The organism is Nocardia sp. NPDC005366 (assembly GCF_040606855.1).
In the GTDB taxonomy this organism is placed as follows: Bacteria; Actinomycetota; Actinomycetes; order Mycobacteriales; family Mycobacteriaceae; genus Nocardia.
Window position 1 is genome coordinate 47,660 of record NZ_JBEXFQ010000036.1, and the last position, 24,368, is coordinate 72,027.

A 24,368-nucleotide genomic window follows, 5' to 3' on the forward strand; every position below is an offset into this window, starting at 1 on the left:
GATCACACGAGCAGCGATCCGTGTCCCATGGCGCGGAGCATCGACAATAACTCCGAACGTGACCCGGCACCGATTCGGCGCCGTATGCGGGCGACGTGATGTTCCACGGTTTTCGCGGAAATGTACAGGCGGGCTCCGATTTCACGGTAGGTCAGCCCGAGCAGGACCAACTCGGCTACCTCCCGTTCACGTTCACTGAGGATGGCGGCGCCGTCGGCGGCCGGATCGGAGCTCCCGGCGGCGCGTCCACGCGCGTTCGGTGCGAGCGGCGGCGGCGAATATTCCTGCGGACGGGATTCGGCGCGGATCGCGCGCGCGAGTTTGAGCAGCGCGGTGGCCGTCGCCGCGTCGTCGGCGGCGAGCGCGGCCTCGCTGGCCAGGCGGGCGGCATCCCAGGTCAGCCCGATCGCGCGCAATCCGGTGACGGCGGTGTCCACCTGCGCGGCCGAGACTTCGCCACGCAGGACGAAAACCCAGGTGCGTCCCGCGTCGGCCAGCACCGCCGCGTGCCGATCGCCCGCCTGCGCCGCCGCCTTGAGCAGGTGGGCGTGCGGCAGCAGTTCGTCAGGGCTCTTGTGCGCGATCGCGGCTTGGACGCCGTACCAGTGGAACGCGTTGGCCCAGGTCGGCGGTTGGTCCACGGACCGAAGCAGTGACAGCGACGCGTCGACCATGGGCGCGATCCGCCGCTCGTCGCGCAACCGGATACCGGCCAGCCAGAGTTCGCCGACGGGCAGCAGGGTCAGCAGGTCCGCGTCCACGTCGTCGAAGAGTGGGAAAGCCGCCTGCCACGCCCTGGTGAGCGCGAGATGGTCGCCGCTGCGGCGGGCCAGCCCGACCGCGACGCCGTGGGCGAGCAGGCGGTCGCGGATATCCAGCGAATCCCAGTCCAGCGCGGCGACGGTGGTCGCGGCGCTCTGTTCGTCACCGCCGAGCATGGCCACCCAGGCCGCCAGTACACGGAGTTGCTCGCTGTGCAGCCCGTTATCGGTCGCGCGCAGCAGCGATTCGCCGGCCCGGCGGGGTTCGCCGGTGCTCAAGCACAGCAGCGTCGCGATCGACACCGCGGTGCACGGCAGGAATCGATCCGCGCCCACAACATCCAGGTGGGCGGCCTGCAACAGCGTCGACACGGCGGCGGCGGAATCGCCGCCAGGACTGGTGAGGGTTTCGCCGAGGGCCTTCGCGATCAACCTGGCCTGCGTATTCGCCTCGGTCGGCGGCCACTGCGCCGCCGATCCGGACAAGTCCTCGGCATCGCGGATATTGCCCGTCAGATAGAGCACGGTCGCGCCGATCGCCCAATCGGGTCCGACGCGATGCGCGCCGAGCCAGGCATACAGTTGGGCCGCACGTCCGGCCAGACCCCGCCGGGTCAGCACCCCGGCGCAGATTCGCACCGCCGCGGCCAGTTCCGCGCCGGTCGCCTCGGAGCGGGCGAGCACCGGCTCGGCCAGCCGCATGGCGGTCTCGCCGTCGCCGATGCGGGCCGCGGCTTCGGCCCAGCGCAGTGCGATCCGGTCCGGGTCGGCGCCGGAGGCGACGGCCGCCGCGTAGCAGCGGACGGCGTCGGCTCCCGCGTTCTCGGCCGCGGCGCAGAGGAATTCGGCCAGGCGTTCGTCGCGGACGCCGGATTCGGCGAGCGCGAGCGCGGTCTGGTCGCGCAGCAGTCCCGCGTCCAGTCGGGCGGCGAGTAATTTGCGCTGGACGGCGAGGTATCGGCGATCGCCGAGGATGGTGCGCAGCGCGGGGACGGCGGGGGCGAGCAGCAGGTCGGCGTCGGTGACCAGTGCGGTAGCCCGCGCCCGGTCGATGAGTCGCTTGGCCGCAGGCGGATCGACGCCGAGTACTTCGGTGAGTTCGCTCGAGTCGAGCCCGGTTCCGGTGGTGGCGACGGCGAGCGTCTCCAGTAGATCCGGTTCCAGATTGTCCAGAAGTGAACGCGCCCACTGGGAGACGGCGTCGTCGACGGTGCGTATCCCGGCGTCGAGGCGGGCGGAGCAGGCCGCCGTCAATGCCGCGACAACGCCGCCGCGGATACCGCCGGTCTGCTGATGGATGTGTTGGGCTACCGCGCGCGGCACCGCCATGCCCAGTTCCCTGGCGAAGGGGGTGATATCCGAAACCCCCAGCGGGCGCAGATCGACGACGCGGCCACGGCGCGCGACGGCGTCGGCGAGGGCGCGTAGGCGGGCGTCGTGCGGGCGCGGCTGGGCCGCGACCACCACCGTGCAGGAGCCGGATTCGATATTCGCGCACAGGGATTCGAGATCAGCCCGGCTCAGGGTATGCGCATCGTCGATGATGAGAGCGGGGCGCGGGCGAGAACCGTTCTGCTGGTGCGGATGCGGGCCGCTGCCGTTCGTGCTCGCGCTGACCGGGAGATGCGGCGGGATCGGTGCGCCGATAGTGTCACGCAGCGGGATACCCCTGGCGCGCAAACGGGCGCGGACCGCCGACAGCAGGGTCGACTTTCCGGTGCCGGAACGGCCGCGGATCAGCACCGCGGCGGTTTCCGGCACCGCCGAATCCAGCTCGCGGAAGATATCTCGCGCATCGGGCATGGTGTCGAACGCGATGTCAGCCACCGTTGCCTCCGAGGATCTCGCCGGGCGCTTGCAGGATGGTGCCTACCGCGCCGCCTGCTCCGTCGATGGCGTCCGACAGCGCACCCGTCGGCAGGCTCGGAGCCTGGGGTTTGGGCGCGGGCTGTGGATTCGGTGCGGGGGTCTGGGTCGCCGGTTGCGGCTGGGGAGCCGGTTGCGGCGGTGGTTGTTGTTGCGGCGCTGGTGGTTGTGGCGCTGGTGGTTGTGGCGACGGTTGCTGCTGCGGCGCTCCGTTCTCCGGAGACGCCGCGGGGGCGGGTTCGCCCGTGACGGCGTGCGTGGGGACGTTCTGGCCGTTCACCACCGCGACCGCGCTGCTGCCGGGGGCAGTGCTCGCGGGAGATCCCGGCCTGCCCGCCGCGGTATTCGGTTGTGGCGGACCGGCGGTGGCCGGATCGGCCGCGGGTTGGGCCGTCGCGGTCCCGTCGGGGGAAGAGGGAGTCCCCGAGGACGCCTGCTCACCGGTGGCGGCGGGCTGCTGAGGGGACGCTGGCGGATTCGGTCCTGACGGGAGGCCGGTGCCGATGGCGACGGTGCCCGCGCCGAGCAGACCGATCACGAGTGCGGCGCCGGCGACGATGGCGGCGCGGCGGCGCGCGGTCATCCGCTCGGCCGGACTCGACGCGGGCAGCGCGTCGGCCTTCACATCGGTGACCGGCGGGGCGAGTCGCGTCGTGCGGGGCAACTCGTCGGTTGCCTCGTCGGTGACGAGTAGCCGCGGTGTGGTCGCCACCTCGGTGTCGAGCAGGTGGGTGTCGAGCAGGTGGGCGTCGATCAGGTCGGTGTCGATCAGTTCGGTGTCGATCAGGTCGGTGTCGATCAGGTCGGCGGCCAGTGCTGCGGCCCCACGGGCGCTGGTCTGCGCCGGTTCGGGGGCCGCGACGACGGGAAGTCCGAATTCCGTCGAGATCAACTCGGCGACCAGGGGAATGGAGCCGCCGCCTCCGGTGAGCAGAACCCGGCCGATATCGGCGAGATCGAGTCCAGCGCGATGCACCGCGTCGCGCATCAGATCGAGCGAGGCCAGAAGTGGCCCGCGCAGGAGCTCCTCGAGCTCGTCGCGGACGAGACGGATCTGCTGACCGCCGGGAAAGGCGGGATCGAGTCGTACGGGAACAACCGCCGCGGTATTTATGGAAAGCGCTTCTTTCGCATTTCGGCAGCGGGCGCGTAAATCAGATAATTCGCGTTCGACCGCCGGGTCGAACGGGTCGAAGTCATTTCCTCGCCGTGCGTTAGCCAGAACGTAGCGCATCGTCAGCAGATCGAATTCGGCACCGGCTATGTCGGTACTTCGCAGCGGGGGCCCGAGCGGGCCGGACTGCTCTCCCGTGCGCATCACCGAGATGGTGAGGCCGGTGGCGCCGAGATCGTAGACGACGACCGCGCCCTCATCGAGGCGCCCGTGCGTGATCTCGAGCCAGCGCATCGCGGCGGTCGGCTCGGGGACCAGTGTCACCCCGGGCAGCTCGGCGGCGATGAGCGCGGCGCGCTGCACCTCCACGGTATGGCGTGACCACCACGCCGGATGGCAGGCGATCACCGCATCCGGTGTTTGTGTTGTCGCGGAGATCGTTTCGTCCACCAGGCAGGTGACGGCCGCCGCCACCAGATCGGCCGCCGAGCGGGTGGAACCGTCTTCGGCCAGCATATCGATCGGATCGCCGACACGATCGAGGAATCCCTCGAACACGATGTCACCCGAAGCCACGTCGCTCGGGCCCGCGCCCGTCCCGAATGCCGCGGCGGCGTCCTTGCCCGCGCGCGGCACGCTCGGACGGGACAGGACGGTACCCCCGTACGCGGGGCCCGCCTCGACGTCATCGATACGTTCCGAAGTCGCCACGGCGACCGAATTCAACGCCCCGACAGTGATGCCGAGCGCCAGACGCTCTGTCATTCGTGAACCTCGCTCGAAGAATTCAGTGGGTCCGATGGTCGCTGCTGTGCAGTCCTGGTGCGAAAGCCGAGTGCCCTTGCCGACGCATCAGATCTGTCGGTTGCTGGCGAGGAACCGTTACCGATGGTGGGGGAACCTTGGGGAAATTCCCCTAATGCGGGGGCGGTCCCTAATGGGTTGTCGCGACGAGTCATAGGGGTGAGCCCCGTTTCGCAGTAACGAGTTCGGTCCTTAGCGTGAAATGCATTCCAACTACTGCGGATGGCAGAGGTCCGCCGATCTCAGGAGACGATTCCGATGACACCCAATGCGATTCTCGAGTTCATCCTCGGCCTGTTGCGCGACCGTGAGGCCGCGCTCGGCTACTGCGCCAACCCCGAACAGGCCCTGGCCGCCGCGGGTCTGACGGCGGTGACACCGGAGGATATCGCCGCGGTCGCCCCGATGGTGGCCGAATCCGCGCTGGTCGCGGGCGGATCTCAACTGTCGGCGATCGTCGCGGCCGGCGGGAATGCCGCCGCGGCCGCCGCCGTGACGGCCGGTGCGGTCGCCGCCGCCGACGCGGGAATCGGTCTCGGCGCCGACGCGCAGAGCGGCGCCGACATCAGTCTGAACGGAAATACCGGCCTCGATCTCGGCCTCGGCCTCGATTCCGCCATCGGCGCGGGTCTGCAGGTTGGCGCCGACCTCGGCGCCGACCTCGGCGCGGGGATCGGCGGGGGGATCGGCGCTGGCGTCGGTGCTGGTCTGAACGCACTCGCCGATCTGTCCGCGAGCCTCGGCGGCGCGCTCGGCATCGGTGGTTCGGCGGACGCCGATATCGACACCGGGTCGGGTGGTGCACTCGACGGTGTCGCAGATCTCGGCGTCGGTCTCGGCGGTGCCATCGACAGCGCGGCGGCCGAGGTGGGCGCGGGTGCGAGCGGCGCGGTGGAGGGAGCCCTCGGCGCGGCAGCCGACCTGGGAGGCGACCTGGGAGGCGGCCTGAACGGCGCGCTCGACGGCGCGGTGGGAGCGGCGGCCGAGGTGGGTGCGGGTCTCGACGGTGCCATGAACAGCGTGGTTGGCGCGGCGGCGGGTCTCGGCGTCGGTCTCGGCGGTGCCTTCGACGGCACGATCGGCGCGGCTGCCGACCTGGGCGGAAGTCTCGACGGCGCGTTGGATACCGCTGCGGGAGCGGGTGCGGGACTGAACGGCGCGCTCGGCGCGGGGGCGGGCACCGGTCTGGAGGCCGGGCTCGGTGGGGCCGTTGGCGCGGGTACCCAGATTGCCTCGGGGCTGGAGTCGAGTGTGGCGACAGGTATCGGTGCGGGCCTCGGCGCAGGCGTGGACATCGGCGCCGGTCTGGAGAGCGGTGCGACAGGTGCGATCGGCGGCTCGGGGCAGGCCGGAGCCGGTGTGGATACCGGACTCTCCGGAGGTCTCGACGCGGGCGACATGGGCGCCGCGGTGTCGAGTGGTCTCGGGGGAGCCTTCGGCGCGGCCGGGCAGGTCGGCACCGGGTTGGAGACGGGTCTGTCGACCGGCTTCGGCGGCGGTCTGTCCGGTGGTGTGGACAGTGGCCTCAGCACCGGAGCCGATCTGAGCGGCGGGCTGACGTCCGAGGTCGGCGGGGCGGTGGATTCCGATGCCGGGCTGGGTGGTTCGGCCGGAGCGGAGGCGTACGGCTCGCTCGGGTCGGGCGCGCACGGTTCGGCCGATTTCGGCGACGGTGTCGGCTCGTCGGCCTCGGGCGCGTTGTCTTCGACCGCGAATACCTGGTCGTCGCTGGATGTTTCCGGCGCGTTCGGTTCGGGTCTGGACACCTCGGTCGGCGGTGACGCCGGATTGTTCGGTGATATCGATGCCGGTGTCGATTCCGCCGGTGTGATCGCCGACCCGTCCGCCGACGCCTTCCTGCACTGAAGGGGTCGATACCGCGATGGGGACACCCGCTACCACTTCGCCCGCCGCACCCGCGGTCCCGCTGCTGTCGGTGCTCGGTGACACCATCGCTGCGGCGCGGGCCGCGGGTCGTGACGATCTGGTCGGCCGCCTGGAAGCGGCGGCGGACCGGGTCCGCGATCCGCGGCGTCGCATCGTCATCGTGGGGCAGGCGCACCAGGGTAAGAGCCGGTTCGTCAACGCTCTGCTCAATATCGATATCTGCCCGGTGGGCGATGACACCACGACGACAGCGCCGATGCTGCTCGGCCCCGGACCGCGGGCGCGGGCCGAACTCGTGCTGGCGGGGCCGCAGCAGGGCGCGCCGGAGACGCGCGTCGAGGTTCCTGTCGAGGAACTGGGCGCTGTCACCGCGCGGTCGCCGCTCACGGGGGGCCGCCGGATACTGCGATGGGAGGTGGAGCTACCGAATCCACTGCTGTCCGATGGCATCGTCCTGGTCGACACCCCCGGAGTCGGCGGGCACGGAGGTTCCGGTGCGGCGGGGGTACTCGCCATGGTCCAGGGCGCCGACGCGGTGCTCGTGCTCTCCGACGCGTCCACCGAACTGACCGAGCCGGAACTCGCGTTCTTACGGCAGGTCCGCGAACTGTGCCCGACGGTCGCGTTGCTGCTCACCAAGACCGATCTGTATCCGCATTGGCGGCGCGTGCACGAGGCGGATCTGCGGCATGTGGGTGCGGCCGAGCTCGATGTGCCGATCATCGCGGTGTCGGCGCTGTTGCGCGCGCACGCGCTGCGCTTGCAGGACGCGCAGCTCGGCCTCGAATCGGGATTCGGTGTGCTGTATCAGTTCCTGCGTGACCAGGTGGTCGCCCGCGATCAGGCCGCTACCAGGAACGTGGTCGCGCGTGATATCCATTCCGCCGCGGAACATCTGGCGTTGGCGCTCGGCAGTGAGCTGGTCGCGTTGCGCGATCCGCGTCAGGGCGCCGCCGCGATCGGCGAATTGCAGGCCGCGCGCGCTTCGGCCGAGGAACTGCAACGACGTACCGCGGCGTGGCAATTGACGCTCGCGGACGGAATCACCGATCTGGCGGGCGATGTCGATCATGACCTGCGGGATCGGTTACGCGGTATCGCCCGTACCGGGGAGGAGTGGATCGACGAGAACGATCCCGGCCGCAACTGGGACAGTATCGCCGAATGGTTGACGGGCACCGTCGACTCCGCGATCGGCGACAATCTGCTCTGGACCCACCGGCGCGCCGTCCTACTGGCCGAGCGGGTCGCCGAACATTTCACCGATGTCGGCGCCGTCGAACTTCCCGACGTGCGCACCGGGCACGACAGCGGCGAATCCCGTGTCGGCGCGGGCACACTCGGTGATCTGGAACCGGATATCGGTTTCGCCAGCAAACTGCTGGTCGGGATGCGTGGTTCCTACGGCGGTGTCCTCATGGTCGGCCTCGCGACGACTTTCGCCGGACTCGCCATGCTCAATCCGATATCCCTCGGGGCCGGTGTCATCGTGGGCGGTAAGGCATTCCGCGACGATAAACAGGCGCGGCTGACACGCAGGCGTACTGAGGCCAAGACCGCGGTGCGTCGCTTCGTCGACGATGTCGCGTTCCAGGCAGGCAAGGAGTCCAAGGACCGCCTGCATCGCATCCACCGTGCGCTGCGCGATCACTACAGCGGCGTGGCGGCGCGGAGTCTGCGCTCGATCGATGATTCGCTGCGGGCGGCGCAGGAGGCGGCCACCATGGAGACGGCCAGGCGCACCGAACGCTGCCGGGTTCTCGAACAGCAGTTGCGGGCGGTCGCGGAGTTGCGCCGATACGCCGACGCGATGCAAGCCGGGATTGCCGCACCATCGGAAGGTAGCGTCGGTACGGTAACCCCGTGAACAGCGAGACCAGGATCGTGCCGGGTGTCGTCGCCGAGGCGCATCGGCTGGTCGGCGCCGCACGGCGGGAGTTCGCGCGCGAGCCGCGCCCGCGCGCGCTGCTGGACGACTGCGCGCGGCGGCTCGACCAGCCGTTGCGGGTGGCGTTGGCGGGTTCGCTGAAGGCCGGTAAATCGACCCTGCTCAATGCGCTGGTCGGGCAGGATATCGCGCCGACCGACGCCACCGAGTGCACACGTGTCGTCACCTGGTATCGCCACGGTTCGACCCCGAGCGTCACGGCGTATGCCCCGGACGGCGCCACCGCGAATGTCGTTGTACGCCGTGGCGGCGGCGCCCACGGGCTGACCTTCGACCTGGAACGCCTGACCTGGAATGCTCCCGGTCCACGCGCGGTGGACCATCTCGAGGTCGAGTGGCCCTCGGCCACGCTCGCCGCCACCACCATCATCGATACGCCCGGCACCTCGTCGCTGTCGAGAGAGGTGTCGCTGCGGACCGCGCGCCTGCTCACCCCGGAGGCCGAACGTTCCGGACGCGACGACGGATTGTCCCTGCCCGGCGCCGACGCGGTCGTCTATCTGCTGCGCAGGCTGGACGCCGCCGACGTCACCTTTCTCGAACGGATCGGCGCGCGCGCCGGGCGCGGGGGTCCGCTCGGTGTGGTCGGCGTCGTCTCCCGGGCCGACGAGATCGGCGCGGGCCGCATCGACGCCCTGCATTCGGCCCGCGATGTGGCGGTCCGGTTCGCGGGGGAGCTGGAGCGAACCGGCTTGTGCCAGGCCGTGATTCCGGTCGCCGGTCTGCTGGCTTTCGCCGCCGCGACCCTGCGCCAGCAGGAGTTCACGGCATTCGAGGCCCTCGCGGGTGTTCCTGTCGACGAACTCACCGCGGCGATGCTGTCGGTGGATCGTTTCGCCCGTCCCGATATCGCGCTTCCCGTTCCGCCGGAATCGCGCGCTCAACTGGCGGAGCGTTTCGGCCTGTTCGGAATTCGTATGGCGGTGACCCTGATTCGGCTCGGTGTCCGCGATTCGGCCACTCTCGCCGCCGAATTGACCGATCGCAGCGGTGTCGACGAATTGCGTTCGGTCCTCGACGTGCAATTCGGTCAGCGCGCCGACCAGCTCAAGGCGCATTCGGCGCTGTCGGCGCTGTCCGGTGTGCTCGCCGCCTATCCGGGTACCGCCGCCGATCGGCTGCGTCCTCGGGTCGCCACGCTGCTCGCCGATGTGCACGGTTTTGCCGAATTACGGCTGCTCGGTCGGCTGCGTACCGATGAATTGACCCTTCCGCCAGCGGATCTGGCCGAATTGCAGCGACTGATAGGCGGCTCGGGAATCGCCGCGCATCTGCGCCTCGGCCTGCCGCCCGACGCGTCCCCCGCCCAGCTGCGCGCGCGGGCGGTCGCCGCCGTGCACGCGTGGCGTGAGCGCGCCCGGCATCCGCTGGCCGACCAGTTCACCCGCTCGGCCTGCCTCACCGCAGCCCGCAGTGCCGAGGGCACGCTGGGTCTACTGCCCGGGTGAGTTCGGGGTTGCTGCGCCGGTCGATGGGTGCGACCGGGCATATGTAGGGATGCCGTGGCTGGCCGAGAGCTGGAAATCCCCTGCCTTCAGGAGGGAGAAACCGTTAAGGCGTGACCGCACGGCTGGCCGGGTCGATGAGGATTTTGGCGTGCCCGCCCGGATCACCGAGGACGGTGAACGCGTTATCGATGCCGTCGAGGCCGACGGTGCCGGTGATGAGCGGCGCCGGATTCACCGTGCCGTCGGCGATCAGGTGCAGGGTGTCGCGGAATTCGCCCGGGTCGTAACCGAAGGCGAACCGCAGTTCGATCTCCTTGTTGACGGCCATGGCGGGCTGGAACCGATCCGTTTCCATACAGACGCCAACGACGACGACGCGGGTCAGCGGCGGTGCCGCGGTGATGATCTGGTCGATCACGCCCGGCACCCCGACGCATTCGAACACCACCGGTCCCCTCGGGCCCGCATCCAGTTTCCCGGCCAATCGGAAGGCGTACCACCACGGGAGTTTCGGGATGGCGCGCAATTTCTCCATGGTGTCGAAGCCGAGACCCAGGATATCGGTGACGCCGTTGACGCGGCCGCGCTTCGGCGCTGCCTCCCACGGGGATTCGACCGCCGGGTCGACGACGATATCGGCCCCGCACACCCCCGCGAGTTCGCGGCGGCGCGCAGAGAAATCGCTGGCGACCACCGTGCGCACGCCCGCGGCCTTCAACATGGTGATCACCGCGAGCCCGATCGGGCCGCATCCGATGACGAAAGCGGTCTGTCCCTTGCCTACCTGTCCCTTGCGCACCGCGTGCCACGCCACGGCCATGGGTTCGGTGAGAGCGGCGTGCTCGGCGGACAAGCCGTTCGGTATCGGCATGGTCATCGATTCCTGCACCACCACCTGTTCGGCGTAGGCGCCGGGGGCAGCCGTGGACAGGCCGGTCAGGTGCGGTTCGCCGTCGCGCCGCACGATCGGCAACGCGACCACCGGCGTTCCCGTACGCCAGCGCTGATGACATCCTGGGCCGTAATCGACTATCGTGCCGCTGAATTCGTGTCCGAGGACGACACTCTGCTCGGCCCGCATGAATCGGTCGTATCCGGTGGCCGCCGCGAGATCGGCCACGGCGTCGGCATGCGTGCGAGCGTGCAGATCGGAACCGCAGATCCCGCACCGCGAGACATCGATCAGGATCTGGCCGCGGCCCGGTATCGGCGTGGGCAGATCCTCGACCGTGAATTCGGCATTCGTGACGACCGCGGCCCGCATGGCGACCTCCTCCGAATCGACGGTGTGCGGCCCACGTTACTGCGGGCCGCCGCCGAATCGCACCGTCAGACCCGCGACGGTTCCTGGTCGACCTCGTCGCGGCCGAGGTCGGGCGCTCGCAGCTTCGCATCGCGCGGCAGGGCCAGGAAGCCGAGGCAGACCAGCGCCAGTAGCCCGATTCCGAACCAGAGCGCGTAGCGGAAGGTATGGGCGAAATTCACCGCGTTGGCCTCGGTGCCCGCGTCGGTCAGCACGTGCCCGACGCTGCGTCCGCTCGGTCCCGCGTCGGCTCGGCAACTGTCGGGGATCACCGTGGGATCGACCTGCGCGGAACGTTCCCGCACGCAGGCGCGGAACTCGGTGAGAATCCCCTCGATGGCGGGCTGCGGCATACCCGCCGCGCTGAGTTCGGCGCGCACCTGCGGGACCACCGTGTCAACGCCGCGGGCCGAATCGTGATCGAGTTGGGTGAAGAAGACGACGCCGACCAGGGCGACGCCGAGCGCGGTGCCCAGTTGCTGTCCGGTGTTGAGAAGTCCGGATGCCGACCCGGCCTCCCGCGCCGGCACCTGTCCGAGCAGCAGGTCGATCGTCGGCGCGACGACCATGCCGAATCCGGCGCCGGTCAACAGTAGCGGGAAAACCATCTGCCACGAGGTGATCTCCGCGCCGTAATGCGTGGCGAGCCAGCCGTAGAGACCGAATCCGATGGCATTCACCAGGGCGCCCGCGATCAGTACCCGCCTGCCGAATCGCGGTGCGAGCGCGCCGACCGACACTCCAGCGCCGATACCGGCGCCCACCGCGAAGAAGACCGAGGTGAGACCGGCCCGCATCGGCGACCAGCCGAGTCCCGCCTGCATGAACAGCGTCCACACCAGGAAGAACCCGCCGAGTCCTATCCAGAACAGCAGCCAGCTGCCGAGCCCCAGGGCGAAGGGCCGCGAGCGGAACAGGTCGAGGTCGACCAAGGGAGATCCGACAGTTCGCGCCCGCCGCCGCTCGTAGGCGACGAAGGTGGCGAAGGTGGCCGCTGCCGCCGCCATCATGACGAAAGTCCATGCGGGCCAGTCGAGTCGGCGTCCCTCGGTGAGCGGATAGACGAGCAGCAGGACAGCCCCGATCGCCAGCGCCATGCCGATCACATCGAGCCGAGGCGCGGCCGGTGAGCGAGAATCCCTCATCACCACGGCGGCGGCTATCAGCGCGATGACGCCCACCGGGATGTTCACGAGGAAGATCGGCCGCCACGCCAGGCCGAACAAATCCCCTTCGACGAGCAGCCCGCCCAGTGACAATCCGACCGCCGAGGCCGATCCCCCGACGCCGCTGTAGATCGCGATCGCCTTGGCCCGCTCCTCTGCCGGGAGGGTGGTGCGGATGATGGCGAGGATCTGGGGCACCATCAGGGCCGCCATCGCGCCCTGGACGAAGCGGGAGGCGATGAGCGCGGTCGGATCGGGGCTCAGTCCGCAGGCCGCGGAGGCGAGGGTGAATCCGGCCATGCCGATCAGGAAGACGCGTTTGCGTCCGTAGATATCGCCGAGTCTGCCGCCGGTGATCAGGACCGCGGCGAAGGACAGTACGTAGGCGGCGATGATCCATTCCAGCTGCGAATATTCGGCGGCGAGATCGCTCTGGATGCTCGGTATCGCGACATTGACGATCGTCACGTCGAGCAGATCCATGAAACCCGCGGCCAGGACGACGGCGAAGGCGATCCAGCGTCGCGGATCGGTGGGCGGGGCGTCGGAATAGGTGTCGGGGTCGGATTCCACGGCGTTCTCTTTTCGTTCGAGGGGCATGCCAACTCCAAACTATGCACCTGAAGTGATTATCAATCAAGATGGCAATCATTAAGTGTGCATTAAGTGGGGTATGCTGCGGACATGACCGAGGCTGATCCGACCCATGCGCCGCTGTTCGAACACCCGGCCTTCCTGCTCGGTCAGCTCGGCTTCCATACGGCCGGGCGGTTCGCTGACCTGCTCGCCCCGATCGGAATCGGCCCGCGCCATTTCGGCATGCTCCGGTTGTTGCGGGATCACGACGGGCAATCGCAGCAGCAGTTGTCCGAGATGCTCGGTATCCATCGCAATGTGATGGTCGGCCTGGTGGACGACCTGGAGAAACGCGAACTGGTCGAGCGTCGCAAACATCCCACCGACCGCCGCGCCCACGCGGTCTACCTGTTGCCCGCGGCCCACGAGATGCTCGCCCGCGCATACGAGGCCGTCGACGGCTTGGAGGCCGAGTTGCTGGCGAGTTTCGACGAACGGGACATCGCGACTCTGCTCGGACTGCTGCAACGCCTGGCGACAGCCAACGGGCTGCGTCGAGGTATCCACCCCGGTCTCACCTCCGAGCGGATCTCCCCACCGCCCTGCGGCTGATCGCCCTCGCGCGGGGGCGGTCATAACGCGCGCACGGTCGCCGCGTTGCGCCGGTTGCGGTTTCGCTCGCGGCGTGGGCGAACTTTCTCTGGCGTCCGGGAATCATTTCGGCCGACCGCCCGTTGAACATCTCGACAAGGTTGAGTGAGATCGACTCAAGTTTAAGTTGACTCCCGAACGGAATCGGGTGCAGTATTGAGTCGACTACGCTCAGCGTTGCTGGGATCGTGCTCCCGAGGTGCTCGGGGCGAGGTCTCGCGGCAGCGGCGAAGCCCGAACGGGCCACCCGCGTCGCAGGGCGGCTGTCCGCCCCGGCACCGACACAAGATGTTTTCGTCAACTAGGAGGAACACCATGGCTCGTGCGGTCGGAATCGACCTCGGGACCACGAACTCGGTCGTCGCCGTACTCGAAGGTGGCGAGCCGGTCGTCGTCGCGAACTCTGAAGGATCGCGCACTACCCCGTCCGTCGTCGCGTTTGCCAAGAACGGTGAGGTTCTCGTCGGCCAGCCCGCCAAGAACCAGGCGGTCACCAACGTCGACCGCACCATCCGTTCCGTGAAGCGCCACATCGGCACCGACTGGAATGTCGAGATCGACGGGAAGAAGTACACCCCGCAGGAGATCAGCGCGCGCACGCTCATGAAGCTCAAGCGCGACGCGGAGTCCTACCTGGGTGAGGAGATCACCGACGCGGTGATCACCGTCCCCGCCTACTTCGAGGACGCCCAGCGCCAGGCCACCAAGGAAGCCGGCCAGATCGCCGGTCTGAACGTGCTGCGCATCGTCAACGAGCCCACCGCGGCTGCTCTGGCCTACGGCCTGGACAAGGGCGACAAGGAACAGACCATCCTGGTCTTCGACCTCGGTGGCGGCACCTTCGACGTCTCGCTGCTGGAAATCGGCGAGGGCGTCGTCGAGGTCCGCGCCACCTCCGGTGACAACCACCTCGGTGGCGACGACTGGGACGAGCGCGTCGTCTCCTGGCTGGTCGACAAGTTCAAGGCAAGCGCGGGCATCGACCTCACCAAGGACAAGATGGCGATGCAGCGGCTGCGTGAGGCGGCCGAGAAGGCGAAGATCGAGCTCAGCTCCTCGCAGAGCACCTCGATCAACCTGCCCTACATCACCGTCGACGCCGACAAGAACCCGCTGTTCCTCGATGAGCAGCTCACCCGTGCCGAATTCCAGAAGATCACCTCGGATCTGCTCGACCGCACCCGCGCGCCGTTCCAGTCCGTGATCAAGGACGCGGGCATCAAGGTGGCCGACATCGACCACGTCGTGCTCGTCGGCGGCTCCACCCGTATGCCCGCCGTCACCGACCTGGTGCGCGAGCTGACCGGCGGCAAGGAGCCCAACAAGGGCGTGAACCCGGACGAGGTCGTCGCCGTCGGCGCCGCCCTGCAGGCCGGTGTGCTCAAGGGTGAGGTCAAGGACGTCCTGCTGCTCGATGTGACCCCGCTGTCGCTGGGCATCGAGACCAAGGGCGGGGTGATGACCAAGCTGATCGAGCGCAACACCACCATCCCCACCAAGCGCTCGGAGACCTTCACCACGGCCGACGACAACCAGCCGTCGGTGCAGATCCAGGTGTTCCAGGGCGAGCGCGAGATCGCCTCGCACAACAAGCTGCTCGGTTCCTTCGAGCTGACCGGCATCCCGCCGGCCCCGCGCGGCGTGCCGCAGATCGAGGTCACCTTCGATATCGACGCCAACGGCATCGTGCACGTGACCGCGAAGGACAAGGGCACCGGCAAGGAGAACACGATCAAGATCCAGGACGGCTCCGGCCTGTCCAAGGAAGAGATCGACCGGATGGTCAAGGACGCCGAGGCGCATGCCGCCGAGGACAAGGCTCGCCGCGAGGAGGCCGAGACCCGCAACCAGGCCGAGTCGCTGGTGCACCAGACCGAGAAGTTCATCAAGGACAACGACGACAAGGTGCCCGCGGACGTGAAGTCCAAGGTCGAGGCGGCCATCGCCGAGGCCAACGAGGCGCTGAAGGGCACCGATATCGCGGCCGTGAAGTCCGCGGTGGAGAAGCTGGCCACCGAATCGCAGGCGCTGGGTCAGGCCATCTACGAGGCGTCGGCTGCCGAGCAGGCCGCCTCCGGCAACGGCACGGCGAGCTCTGCCGACGATGACCAGGTCGTGGATGCCGAGGTCGTCGACGAGCCTGTCGACACGGAGAAGAAGTGACACAGGGCAACTCCGAACAGGAGCCGATCACCGTCGTCGACAACCGGAAGATCGATCCGGAGACCGGCGAGATCAGGGAGCAGGCGGCGGAGAACGGCTCCGCCGCCGGGCCCGAGCCCGCCGACACCGGCGGTGCGCTCGCCGAGCGCACCGCGGACCTGCAGCGGTTGACGGCCGAATACGCCAACTACCGCCGTCGCGTCGATCGCGATCGCAAGACCGCGATCGACGCGGCCAAGGCCGCGGTGGTCACCGAACTGCTCGGCGTGCTGGACGATCTCGATCGGGCGCGGGCCCACGGCGACCTGGAAACCGGGCCGTTGAAATCGGTGGCGGACAAGCTCGCCGACGCGCTGCACAAACAAGGGCTGGTGGAATTCGGCGCCGAGGGCGAACCCTTCGACCCGACCCTGCACGAGGCCGTGCAGCACGAAGGGGCCGGACATGATCCGGTGATCGGCATCGTCATGCGTAAGGGTTATCGGTTCGGCGACAGGGTGCTTCGGCACGCGCTCGTCGGGGTAACCGATGCGGTGGCCGACCTGGTCGAGCCATCAGAGACAGAGGCATCGAATGCCGATGCCGATGCGAACAACCGATAATCGCGCGGGAAGCCGCGAGCGCCGAGTATCCGACACAGCGAGAGGAGGAGAGACCGGGTGAGTCAACGGGAGTGGATCGAAAAGGACTTCTACAAGGAGCTGGGTGTCTCCTCCAGCGCCTCGCAGGACGAGATCAAGAAGGCGTATCGCAAGCTCGCCCGTGATCTGCATCCGGACGCCAATCCAGGTGACGCCAAGGCCGAGGAACGATTCAAGACCGTCAGCGAGGCACACGCCGTGCTGTCGGATCCGGCCAAGCGCAAGGAGTACGACGAGACCCGCAAGCTGTTCGCGGGTGGCGGTTATGGTCGCGGCGGGTTCACCCCCGGTGCGGCGGGCGGCTTCTCACAGGATTTCAATATCGGGGACATCTTCGGCAATGCCAATGCCGGAGATGGCGGCCTCGGTGACCTGTTCGGCGGCCTGTTCAACCGGGGCGGCGGGCGGACGACGAGCCGTCCGCGTCGCGGGGCCGATGTGGAGACCGAGACGACACTCGGATTCCGAGAGGCCGCGCAGGGTGTGACCGTCCCGCTGCGGATGACCAGCCCTTCGCCGTGCACCACCTGTCACGGCAGTGGCGCCAAGCCGGGGACGAGTCCCCGGGTCTGCCCGCACTGCAATGGCACCGGCGTCATCAGCCGCAATCAGGGCGCGTTCGGATTCAGCGAACCGTGCGACGACTGCCGTGGCACCGGATCGATCATCGATGATCCGTGCGTCGACTGTCGCGGCACCGGCATCCAGAACCGGACCCGCACCATCACGGTGCGGATTCCGCCGGGTGTCAGTGACGGGCAGCGGATTCGGCTCGCCGGACAGGGCGAGGCGGGATTGCGCGGTGCGCCATCGGGCGACCTTTTCGTCACAGTGCACGTCAGCCAGGACAAGGTCTTCGGCCGCAACGGCGATGACCTGACGCTGGTACTGCCGGTTGGTTACAGTGAATTGGTGCTGGGGACAACGGTTTCCGTGCCCACGCTGGAAGGCCGTGTCGGTGTGAAGGTGCCCCCGGGCACCGCCGACGGCCGAATCCTGCGGGTGCGCGGGCGCGGTGTGCCCAAGCGCGGCGGCGGCGCGGGTGACCTGCTGGTCACCGTCAAGGTCGCGGTGCCGCAGAAGCTGGATGACAATGCCGCCGAAGCGCTCAAGCGCTACGCGGAGGCGGAGAAGACCAGCGGGTTCGATCCCCGTGCTGGATGGGCAGGTGCGTAATGTCCACTGATCCGAAGAAGGCCTCCGGTGGGGCCTCGCGTGCCGAGTTCTTCATGATCTCGGTGGCGGCCCAGTTGGCGGGCATGCACGCGCAGACCCTGCGCACCTATGACCGCCTCGGACTGGTGACGCCGCAACGCACTTCGGGCGGCGGGCGGCGCTATTCGGCCAGGGATGTCGAGCTGCTGCGCGAAGTGCAGCGGCTGTCCCAGGACGAGGGCGTCAACCTGGCGGGCATCAAACGCATTATCGAACTGACCAATCAGGTCGAGGAGTTACAGCAGACGGTGGCCGATCTGGCGGCCGAGCTGGAACGACTGCGAGCGGGTTATCGGCAGGATTTCTCGCCGCCGCAACGCAGTACCGCGCTGGTGGTGTGGAAACCGCGCCACCAGCGCTGAGTTCACCAAACTTCGGGCCCCGGCCCTGCTCACCTCGTGTGTGCGGGAATCCGGGGCCCGAAGTCGTTTCCGGCCGGGTCGGTGCCGGTGCGTTCGAATCGGAGCATCCTGTACCGGACCCCTCGCCCCGCTCGCGGTCCGCGCATTTGTCGGCCGCCGGAGGTGGCCGGGAACCGCCGTTCGGTTGCCGAAAAATCGCTCCGCCGATGGGATTCACGCGAACCTTGCAAAACGGATCGCGCGAATTCGGTGAAGGTATGTTCAATTGAACGGCAATTATCCGTCTTTCAGTCTGTTTAGTGGGCGTTTCTCGTTGCGAATCCTCGGTTCGGAGAAATTACACGCGTGATGTTCAACAGTGACGTTCCGTAGCTGGCAAACCTCGCCTACACTCCTTGGCATCGGCTGCTGACGAGTGTCCCGCGGCACCTCACTCGCTGGCACGTTATGTGTTCCGAGTGCGAAATGGGGTTGTGACACACATGGATTCGCGCACTGTCGCTTTGATCAGAACCACGTTCAAGGCGGTTGCTGCGGAGGAGGGGGGGTCGGAGAAACTGGCCAGTTCGTTTTATGCGACATTGTTTACGGACTACCCCCGCGTCCGGGATTTCTTTCCCGCGGCGATGGACTCGCAGCGTGACCGGCTCGTCAAAGCTATTTCCTATACCCTGGACCGGCTCGAAGAGCCGAACAAGTTGCTGCCATTCCTCGCCCAATTGGGCCGCGACCACCGCAAGTACGGCGTCGAGCCCGAACATTACGTCGCGGTGGCGACGTCGCTGAAGACCGCCATGCGCCGCTTCGCCGATACCGAGATGTGGACCGACGAGGTCGACCGGGCCTGGGACGACGGCCTGGCCATCATCTCGGAAACCATGATCGGCGCGGCGGACAGGGAGGAGACGCCCGCGATCTGGTCCGGCACGGTGGTCGAGTGCCGTTCGGTCCTGCGCAATCTCGTGGTGGTGCGGCTACGACTGGATCAACCGATGAGCTATGCCGCCGGGCAGTACCTGAGTGTGCAGGTTCCGTCCCGGCCGCGCATGTGGCGCTATCTCTCACCCGCCGTTCCCGCGAATGCCGACGGCGATATCGAATTCCATATCCGTGGCGTGCTCGGCGGCTGGGTCAGTCCGGCCATTGTCGGCCAGACGCGAATCGGGGAACAATGGCTGCTCGGCTCGCCGCTGGGCGGCCTCGGCGTGCCGCGCAATACCAAGCGAAAGATGTTGATGGTCGGCTGCGGTACCGGCATCGCGCCCCTGCGGGCACAGATCATGTCGATGGCTCAGCGGCGTATCAATCCGAAGGTGCATCTCTTCGTCGGCGGCCACTACCCGTGCGATCTGTACGACCTCGAGATGCTGAGCCAGCTGGCCGTCGCGAATACATGGCTCACCGTCACCCCGGTGGTCGAGAACGACGAAAATCCTTGGTGGCACGTGGATTCGAGGGAGCCGGCACGGGAAGTGCCCGGTATGGAACCGCGGCGGACGGGTCAAATCGGGAAAATCGTCGCGGGTTTCGGGCCGTGGACCGATCACGATGTGCAGATCGTCGGTTCGCCCTCGATGGTGCAGACCACCAAATTCCGGCTCATGGCGGCGGGTACGGAGACGAAGAATATCCGCCACGATCCACTGTTCTGATCGACATCTCCACACTCGGCGGTTTTCTCGTCGCCGTGTGACGTTCGACGTACGGATGTGCTCTTCGTTCGGGCGAAGGCCGGGATCCAGGCGGGTGACGACTATCCGCGAGGCTGTGAATGGATCCCGGCCTTCGCCTGGACGAAGATCAGAGTCCTTCGACCTGGATACGGTCGGCGGGCGTTCCGGTCTCGATCAATCGATCCACCGTCGATCTCGTCATACCGGGCGACCCGCAGACGAGCACCTGGTGCGAGGTGAAGGCCCCGTGTGAGCCGATGACATCGGCGAGGCTGCCCTGCAACAGTTCGTCCTGCGAGAAGCCGATATCGACGCGGGACCGCTCGTACCATTCGTCGGTCCAATGGGGATCCTCGGTGTTGTCCACCACCGGAATCACGGTGAGCCAGGGAAGTTCGCCAGCCAGCAGGGTCAGCATATCGGCGCCGTACAGATCGCGCGGCGAGCGGCCACCGACGAACAGATAGGTGCGCGGCGGCTCGGGTCGGCGTGCCAACTCCAGGATCATCGCCCGCATCGGAGCCAGGCCGGTGCCGCCCGCGATCATCACGACATCGTCGCCTGCCGGGTCGACGTGGAAGCTGCCCGCGGGCGCCGAGATACGCCACTCGTCACCGGGTTCGGTCTCGGCGACCAGGTGACCGCTGAGCCAGCCGCCCGGCACGGCCCGCACATGGAATTCCAGTTTGCCGTCGAGCGAGGGCGGCAGCGCGGGGGAGAGCCTGCGCCGCACACCCGGTTGCCTCGGCACCGTGACCTCCACCGATTGCCCCGCGGCGAAGGGCACGAATTCGCCGATCAACCGGATCACGGCGACATCGTGGCGCAAGCGGTGGTGCCCGACGACCGTCGCGGTCCACTCGGGCACCGCGTCGAAGGGCACCGCGTCGAAGGGCACCGCGTCGAAGGGTGCCGCGTCGAAGGGTGCCGCGCCATTTCCGAGCGCGCTCGGATCCGTCATGAATACTCCTGTGTCCTGCGGGTATTCCCGCCCGCCGTCACCGTGCTCGGCACCCGGCGATTGTGCCTCATCGGGCCGGGGTGTGTCCCACGAGTGTTGCCGATCGGTCGCGTCGTCTCATACCGGGTCGGCGCTGATGATGTGCTCGGGGGTGCCGACGGCGATCAGGGCCCGGCGGGTGTCCTCGATCATGCGCGCCGATCCGGCGATCTGGATCTGCCGATCGGCCCACGCGCCGAAGCTGGCGACCACGGCCCCCAGATTTCCGATCAGTCGTCGATGCATGCCGTACGGTGCGTCGGCGGGCGGATGCGGGTACCACCACGGGTTGGTCTTCTGCTCGCACACCGGCACGATGGTGAGCCACGGATTGCTCTGTGAGAGCTGCCACATGTTCTCCACGTCGTACAGGTCGCACGGATAGCGACCGCCGATGAAGAAATGCACTCTCGGATTGATGCCGCGCTGTCCCATCTCGATGAGTTGAGCGCGCAACGGCGCGATGCCGGTACCCGCGCCGATCATCAGCACATCGCGACCGCTTTCGCGATCGACGTGCAGTCCACCCAGCGGGCCCCCCACCTGCCAGCGGTCGCCGACCTGGGTTTCGTTCACGATCGCCGGGCTGACCCAGCCGCCTCGGATCTTGCGGACGTGGAATTCGATTTCCCCGTACGGATTGGCCGGGATCGCGGGCGAGTAGTAGCGCCACATCTTCGGCCGCTGCGGTATCGCGACCGGTACGTACTGGCCCGCTTGGAACGGGATCGGGCTGTCCGATTGCAGCCGCACGATCGCCAGATCCTCCAGCACCCTGCGGTGACCGACCACCGTCGCCTCCCAGAACGGCTGGGACTTGTCGGAATTGGCGCCGATGGCCATGGACGCGGAGATCAGGATGGTGATGTCACCCCATCCCTCCTCGAGGCCACGGTGCCAGTTGGCGCCGTTGATGACCCGGAACGCCGTGAGCATGGCACGGCCCGCCGCATCGTAATGGGCGGCTGTCACTCCATATTTACGGTGGTCACGTGCCAATTGTTCCAGGAACTTCTGGGCCCGCGACCAGTCCTCGAGATGGTCGAGGACGAACTGGATCGCGGTCACCAAACGCTTCGCCTGCATGTCCATCGCGGGCGGGAAGAGCTCGCGTAACTGCGGGTTATCCGCGAACAGGTGACCGTAGAACGCGCTGATCAACCGCTCGGACCCGTTCGGTGTTTCGATTATCGAACGGAAATTGGCGCGGACCAGCGCTGCCGAACGCGCATCCACGACGTGGAGCTTCCTTTCCCTCGTATAGCTCAGGGACGTATCCGTAACCGGCGGTCCGCCGTCAAGTATCCCTGAAAATTCCCGTGGTCGTGTGGGTATAGGGCCGGGTTGGGCCCGCTCGACGGTGAACCGTGGGCAAACCCGATACACCACGTATTCGTGGGGCCGCCGCGTCCGCCCGATGGGATTATGAGCCCGAGCAGGGCGGATCGGCACGCTGGGGTCTGCACACCTGTCTATCGAGCGGTGATCTCGGCCCGAACGGCCGGGACCACCTGTTCAGCGTACCGGCGGATCTGATCGACGGGTTCGCCCTCGATCGGCCAGAAGACGAAGGCGTCGATGCGCTGGTCGCGGTGCAGGGCGACGAGATCGTCGACCCAGCGTGCCGCGGGGCCCTCGAGGAAGCCGCGATCGGTCCTGTCATCGGTGATCGTGCCGGAGACGTTGTAGATCCTGCGCACCTGCGCCGGGTCGCGGCCGGCCGTGGCGGCGGCGTCATCGATGCGCCGATTCGCCTCGTTCAGGAATTCCGGAGGAGCCCACCCCGAGGACGGCAGCCAGCCGTCGGCGGCGTAACCGGTCAGGGCGAGCATGCGCGGGCCCTTCGCGCCGAGCCAGATGCCCGGCGGATGTCGCGGGGTGGGTCCCGGGTGGGCGCCGTCGAGGGTGTGGAAATTGCCGAGTACCCGCACTGCCCGCTCGTCGCTCCACATGGCCCGGATCACCGCGATCGCCTCGCCCAGCGCCCGCACCGCGTCGCCATTGCTCAGCCGGCGTCCGCCCATGGCGGCGATGGCGTCCCAGAACGCGCCGGCGCCGAGTCCGAGGTGCACGCGTCCGCCGGTCATGACGGCGAGCGATGCCACGGACTTGGCCAGGACCGCCGGGTTGCGCAGGGGCAGATTCGCGACATCGGGGAAGTAGCTGATCCGGGAGGTGCGCACGGCGAGGGCCGTGATCAGTGTCCACGTGTCGAGGAAGCGCCGCTGGTAGGGATGATCCTGGACGCCGATCAGATCGAGGCCCGCGCCGTCCGCGTAGGCCGCCACCTCGAGCAGTTGGGCGTAATCGTCGGCCTCGGGAATCAGGAAAAGTCCGAATTCGATATTCTCGGTGCTCGTTTCGTGCCGGGTACGGTCTCTCACCGACATCGCCTCGACTCTCTCAGATGGCCAGCACCGTCTTGCCGCGCGCACCGGACGCGCCGATCACCGACGGCGCTTTGGCCAGCGGCACGGTCGCCTCGACCGGCACCACCACGTCACCGTCGGCAACGCGGTGCAGCAGCCGCGCCAACTCCGTTGCGGCGCCTCGGGATTCGATATTCCCGCCCCGGATCTCGCGGCTGCGCAGGTCCGGCTCGTCGGCGGATCCGATGGTCGAGAAGACCGCGCCGCCCGCGCGGACGAGTCGGGTCAGATCGGCGAGGGCCGCGGGCGGGCTGACGAGGTCGAACAGGACGTCGATTCCGTCCGGGTGGGCGGCGCGCACCGAATCCTCGATGGGGTCCAGGTGGTAGTCGACCGTTTCCGCCGCGCCGAGCCTGGCCATCTGATCGGCGTCGGCGGCGCCCGCGGTGGCGATGACATGCGCCCCCGCGATATTGGATAGTTGGACGAGGAAGGATCCGACGCCGCCGGTCGCCCCGACGATCAGCACCTTCTGTCCCGGTCGGATGCCCGCGGCGTCCACCATGTCCTGCGCGGTGACGCCCGCGGTCGGCAGCGCCGCGGCGGCCAGCGTGGTGATCTGTTCGGGGATGCGCACCAGCGTGGCGTTCTCCGGGAGCACCGAGTATTCGGCGAAGCTGCCGTGGCCCGCGGGGGGTACCAGGAATTTGCCGACCACGCGGTCGCCGACGGCGAAATGGGTGACGCCGGGACCGATCGCCGACACGGTGCCGGCGCCGTCGACCCCGAGGATCATCGGAAAGTCATGCGGCAGTTTGCCTTCCAGATAACCGGTGGCCATGCGCAGGTCGAAGGGGTTCACGCCCGCCGCTTCCAGCTGTACCTGTACCGCCCCCGCGCCCGGTTCGGGTACCGGCATCTCGGCCGACTCCGGGGGATCTCCGAACTTCCGTACCACGATCGCGCGCATCGGCTCGCTCCTTGTCCGGGCTGAATACTGATACGTCAACTAGCGGCAAGATCAATCGTAAGCGGTGACCGGGTCGTCGCCCGGTCGGAGCGCGCGACTTCGGCGCCCGCGTTCCTAAAGCATCCCTACACCACCCGGGCCGGGAATCATCGCATTCGACAGGGGTGCGGCGTAGCGTTGACCACCGGATACGGTCCCCCGCGGCGCGCGATCGGAGTCGGCTGAAAATTTTCGAACTTGAGCGGAACAGACTCAACTCTTCCGGCGTTGGATGGTATGGATAAGGCACCGGGAACACGGGCCGGGCGGCGATGACGTCGTCGGCCGCGCATACTCCGGACGCCGCGCACATCGACAGGTAGGAAGGTGCTCGTGGACTCGTTCAATCCCACCACCAAGACTCAGGCGGCGTTGACTGCTGCTTTGCAGGCGGCTTCGGCTGCGGGGAATC

The 24,368-nt window shown here is 68.0% G+C and carries 17 protein-coding genes; 9 read left to right on the plus strand and 8 right to left on the minus strand.

Going from position 1 to position 24,368, the window contains the following annotated elements:
* Window positions 1-2: 2 nt before the first annotated feature.
* Window positions 3-2,588 carry a LuxR C-terminal-related transcriptional regulator gene (locus ABZS43_RS30710; RefSeq protein WP_355039478.1) on the minus strand — a complete coding sequence of 862 codons (2,586 nt, stop codon included), beginning with the start codon at window positions 2,586-2,588 and terminating at the stop codon, window positions 3-5.
* Window positions 2,581-4,506: an Hsp70 family protein gene (locus ABZS43_RS30715; RefSeq protein WP_355039479.1), complete on the minus strand. Its 1,926-nt coding sequence runs from the start codon at window positions 4,504-4,506 to the stop codon at window positions 2,581-2,583. The genes ABZS43_RS30710 and ABZS43_RS30715 overlap by 8 nt, the downstream gene beginning before the upstream one ends.
* 297 nt (window positions 4,507-4,803) lie before the next feature.
* Between ABZS43_RS30715 and ABZS43_RS30720 the strand changes: the two genes are divergently transcribed.
* From ABZS43_RS30720 to ABZS43_RS30730, 3 genes are read left to right on the plus strand one after another with little or no spacing between them, the layout of a single operon-like run.
* Window positions 4,804-6,411, plus strand: coding sequence for an IniB N-terminal domain-containing protein (locus tag ABZS43_RS30720; RefSeq protein ID WP_355039480.1), 1,608 nt, complete (start codon window positions 4,804-4,806; stop codon window positions 6,409-6,411).
* 16 nt (window positions 6,412-6,427) lie between these two features.
* Window positions 6,428-8,299 carry a dynamin family protein gene (locus tag ABZS43_RS30725; RefSeq protein WP_355039481.1) on the plus strand — a complete coding sequence of 624 codons (1,872 nt, stop codon included), beginning with the start codon at window positions 6,428-6,430 and terminating at the stop codon, window positions 8,297-8,299.
* Entirely contained in the window at window positions 8,296-9,828 is a 1,533-nt protein-coding gene (locus ABZS43_RS30730) for a dynamin family protein (RefSeq protein ID WP_355039482.1), read from the plus strand. The genes ABZS43_RS30725 and ABZS43_RS30730 overlap by 4 nt, the downstream gene beginning before the upstream one ends.
* Window positions 9,829-9,931: 103 nt before the next feature.
* On the opposite strand, the gene ABZS43_RS30735 is transcribed toward ABZS43_RS30730, so the two are convergent.
* Together ABZS43_RS30735 and ABZS43_RS30740 are read right to left on the minus strand one after the other, a co-directional pair.
* Window positions 9,932-11,092: a zinc-binding dehydrogenase gene (locus ABZS43_RS30735; protein WP_355039483.1), complete on the minus strand. Its 1,161-nt coding sequence runs from the start codon at window positions 11,090-11,092 to the stop codon at window positions 9,932-9,934.
* A 65-nt stretch (window positions 11,093-11,157) separates the two neighbouring features.
* The gene (locus ABZS43_RS30740; protein ID WP_355039484.1) at window positions 11,158-12,897 is read right to left on the minus strand and encodes an MFS transporter; all 1,740 of its coding nucleotides are present in this window, start codon (window positions 12,895-12,897) and stop codon (window positions 11,158-11,160) included.
* An 84-nt stretch (window positions 12,898-12,981) separates the two neighbouring features.
* On the opposite strand from ABZS43_RS30740, the gene ABZS43_RS30745 reads away from it, so the two are divergent.
* From ABZS43_RS30745 to ABZS43_RS30770, 6 genes are all read left to right on the plus strand, one after another.
* Window positions 12,982-13,485, plus strand: coding sequence for a MarR family transcriptional regulator (locus tag ABZS43_RS30745; RefSeq protein ID WP_355039485.1), 504 nt, complete (start codon window positions 12,982-12,984; stop codon window positions 13,483-13,485).
* 354 nt (window positions 13,486-13,839) lie between these two features.
* A complete protein-coding gene (dnaK, locus tag ABZS43_RS30750; protein WP_355039486.1) occupies window positions 13,840-15,687 on the plus strand; it encodes a molecular chaperone DnaK in 1,848 nt (615 codons plus the stop codon).
* Complete coding sequence (gene grpE, locus ABZS43_RS30755; RefSeq protein WP_355039487.1) at window positions 15,684-16,289, plus strand: nucleotide exchange factor GrpE; 606 nt, start codon at window positions 15,684-15,686, stop codon at window positions 16,287-16,289. Before dnaK ends, grpE begins: the two co-directional genes overlap by 4 nt.
* A 57-nt stretch (window positions 16,290-16,346) precedes the next feature.
* Window positions 16,347-17,504: a molecular chaperone DnaJ gene (dnaJ, locus tag ABZS43_RS30760; RefSeq protein ID WP_355039488.1), complete on the plus strand. Its 1,158-nt coding sequence runs from the start codon at window positions 16,347-16,349 to the stop codon at window positions 17,502-17,504.
* Window positions 17,504-17,905, plus strand: coding sequence for a helix-turn-helix transcriptional regulator (locus tag ABZS43_RS30765; protein WP_355039489.1), 402 nt, complete (start codon window positions 17,504-17,506; stop codon window positions 17,903-17,905). Before dnaJ ends, ABZS43_RS30765 begins: the two co-directional genes overlap by 1 nt.
* Window positions 17,906-18,387: 482 nt before the next feature.
* Window positions 18,388-19,557 carry a globin domain-containing protein gene (locus ABZS43_RS30770; protein ID WP_355039490.1) on the plus strand — a complete coding sequence of 390 codons (1,170 nt, stop codon included), beginning with the start codon at window positions 18,388-18,390 and terminating at the stop codon, window positions 19,555-19,557.
* Between the two features lie 148 nt (window positions 19,558-19,705).
* Here ABZS43_RS30770 and ABZS43_RS30775 read toward each other — a convergent pair whose 3' ends face one another.
* From ABZS43_RS30775 to ABZS43_RS30790, 4 genes are all read right to left on the minus strand, one after another.
* Window positions 19,706-20,539, minus strand: a complete 834-nt coding sequence (locus tag ABZS43_RS30775) for an FAD-binding oxidoreductase (RefSeq protein WP_355039491.1) — start codon at window positions 20,537-20,539, stop codon at window positions 19,706-19,708.
* 117 nt (window positions 20,540-20,656) lie between these two features.
* A complete protein-coding gene (locus ABZS43_RS30780; protein ID WP_355039492.1) occupies window positions 20,657-21,814 on the minus strand; it encodes an FAD-binding oxidoreductase in 1,158 nt (385 codons plus the stop codon).
* A gap of 236 nt (window positions 21,815-22,050) precedes the next feature.
* A complete protein-coding gene (locus tag ABZS43_RS30785) occupies window positions 22,051-22,962 on the minus strand; it encodes an LLM class flavin-dependent oxidoreductase (protein WP_355039493.1) in 912 nt (303 codons plus the stop codon).
* A gap of 19 nt (window positions 22,963-22,981) precedes the next feature.
* Window positions 22,982-23,917, minus strand: a complete 936-nt coding sequence (locus ABZS43_RS30790; protein WP_355039494.1) for an NADP-dependent oxidoreductase — start codon at window positions 23,915-23,917, stop codon at window positions 22,982-22,984.
* Window positions 23,918-24,368 lie beyond the last annotated feature (451 nt).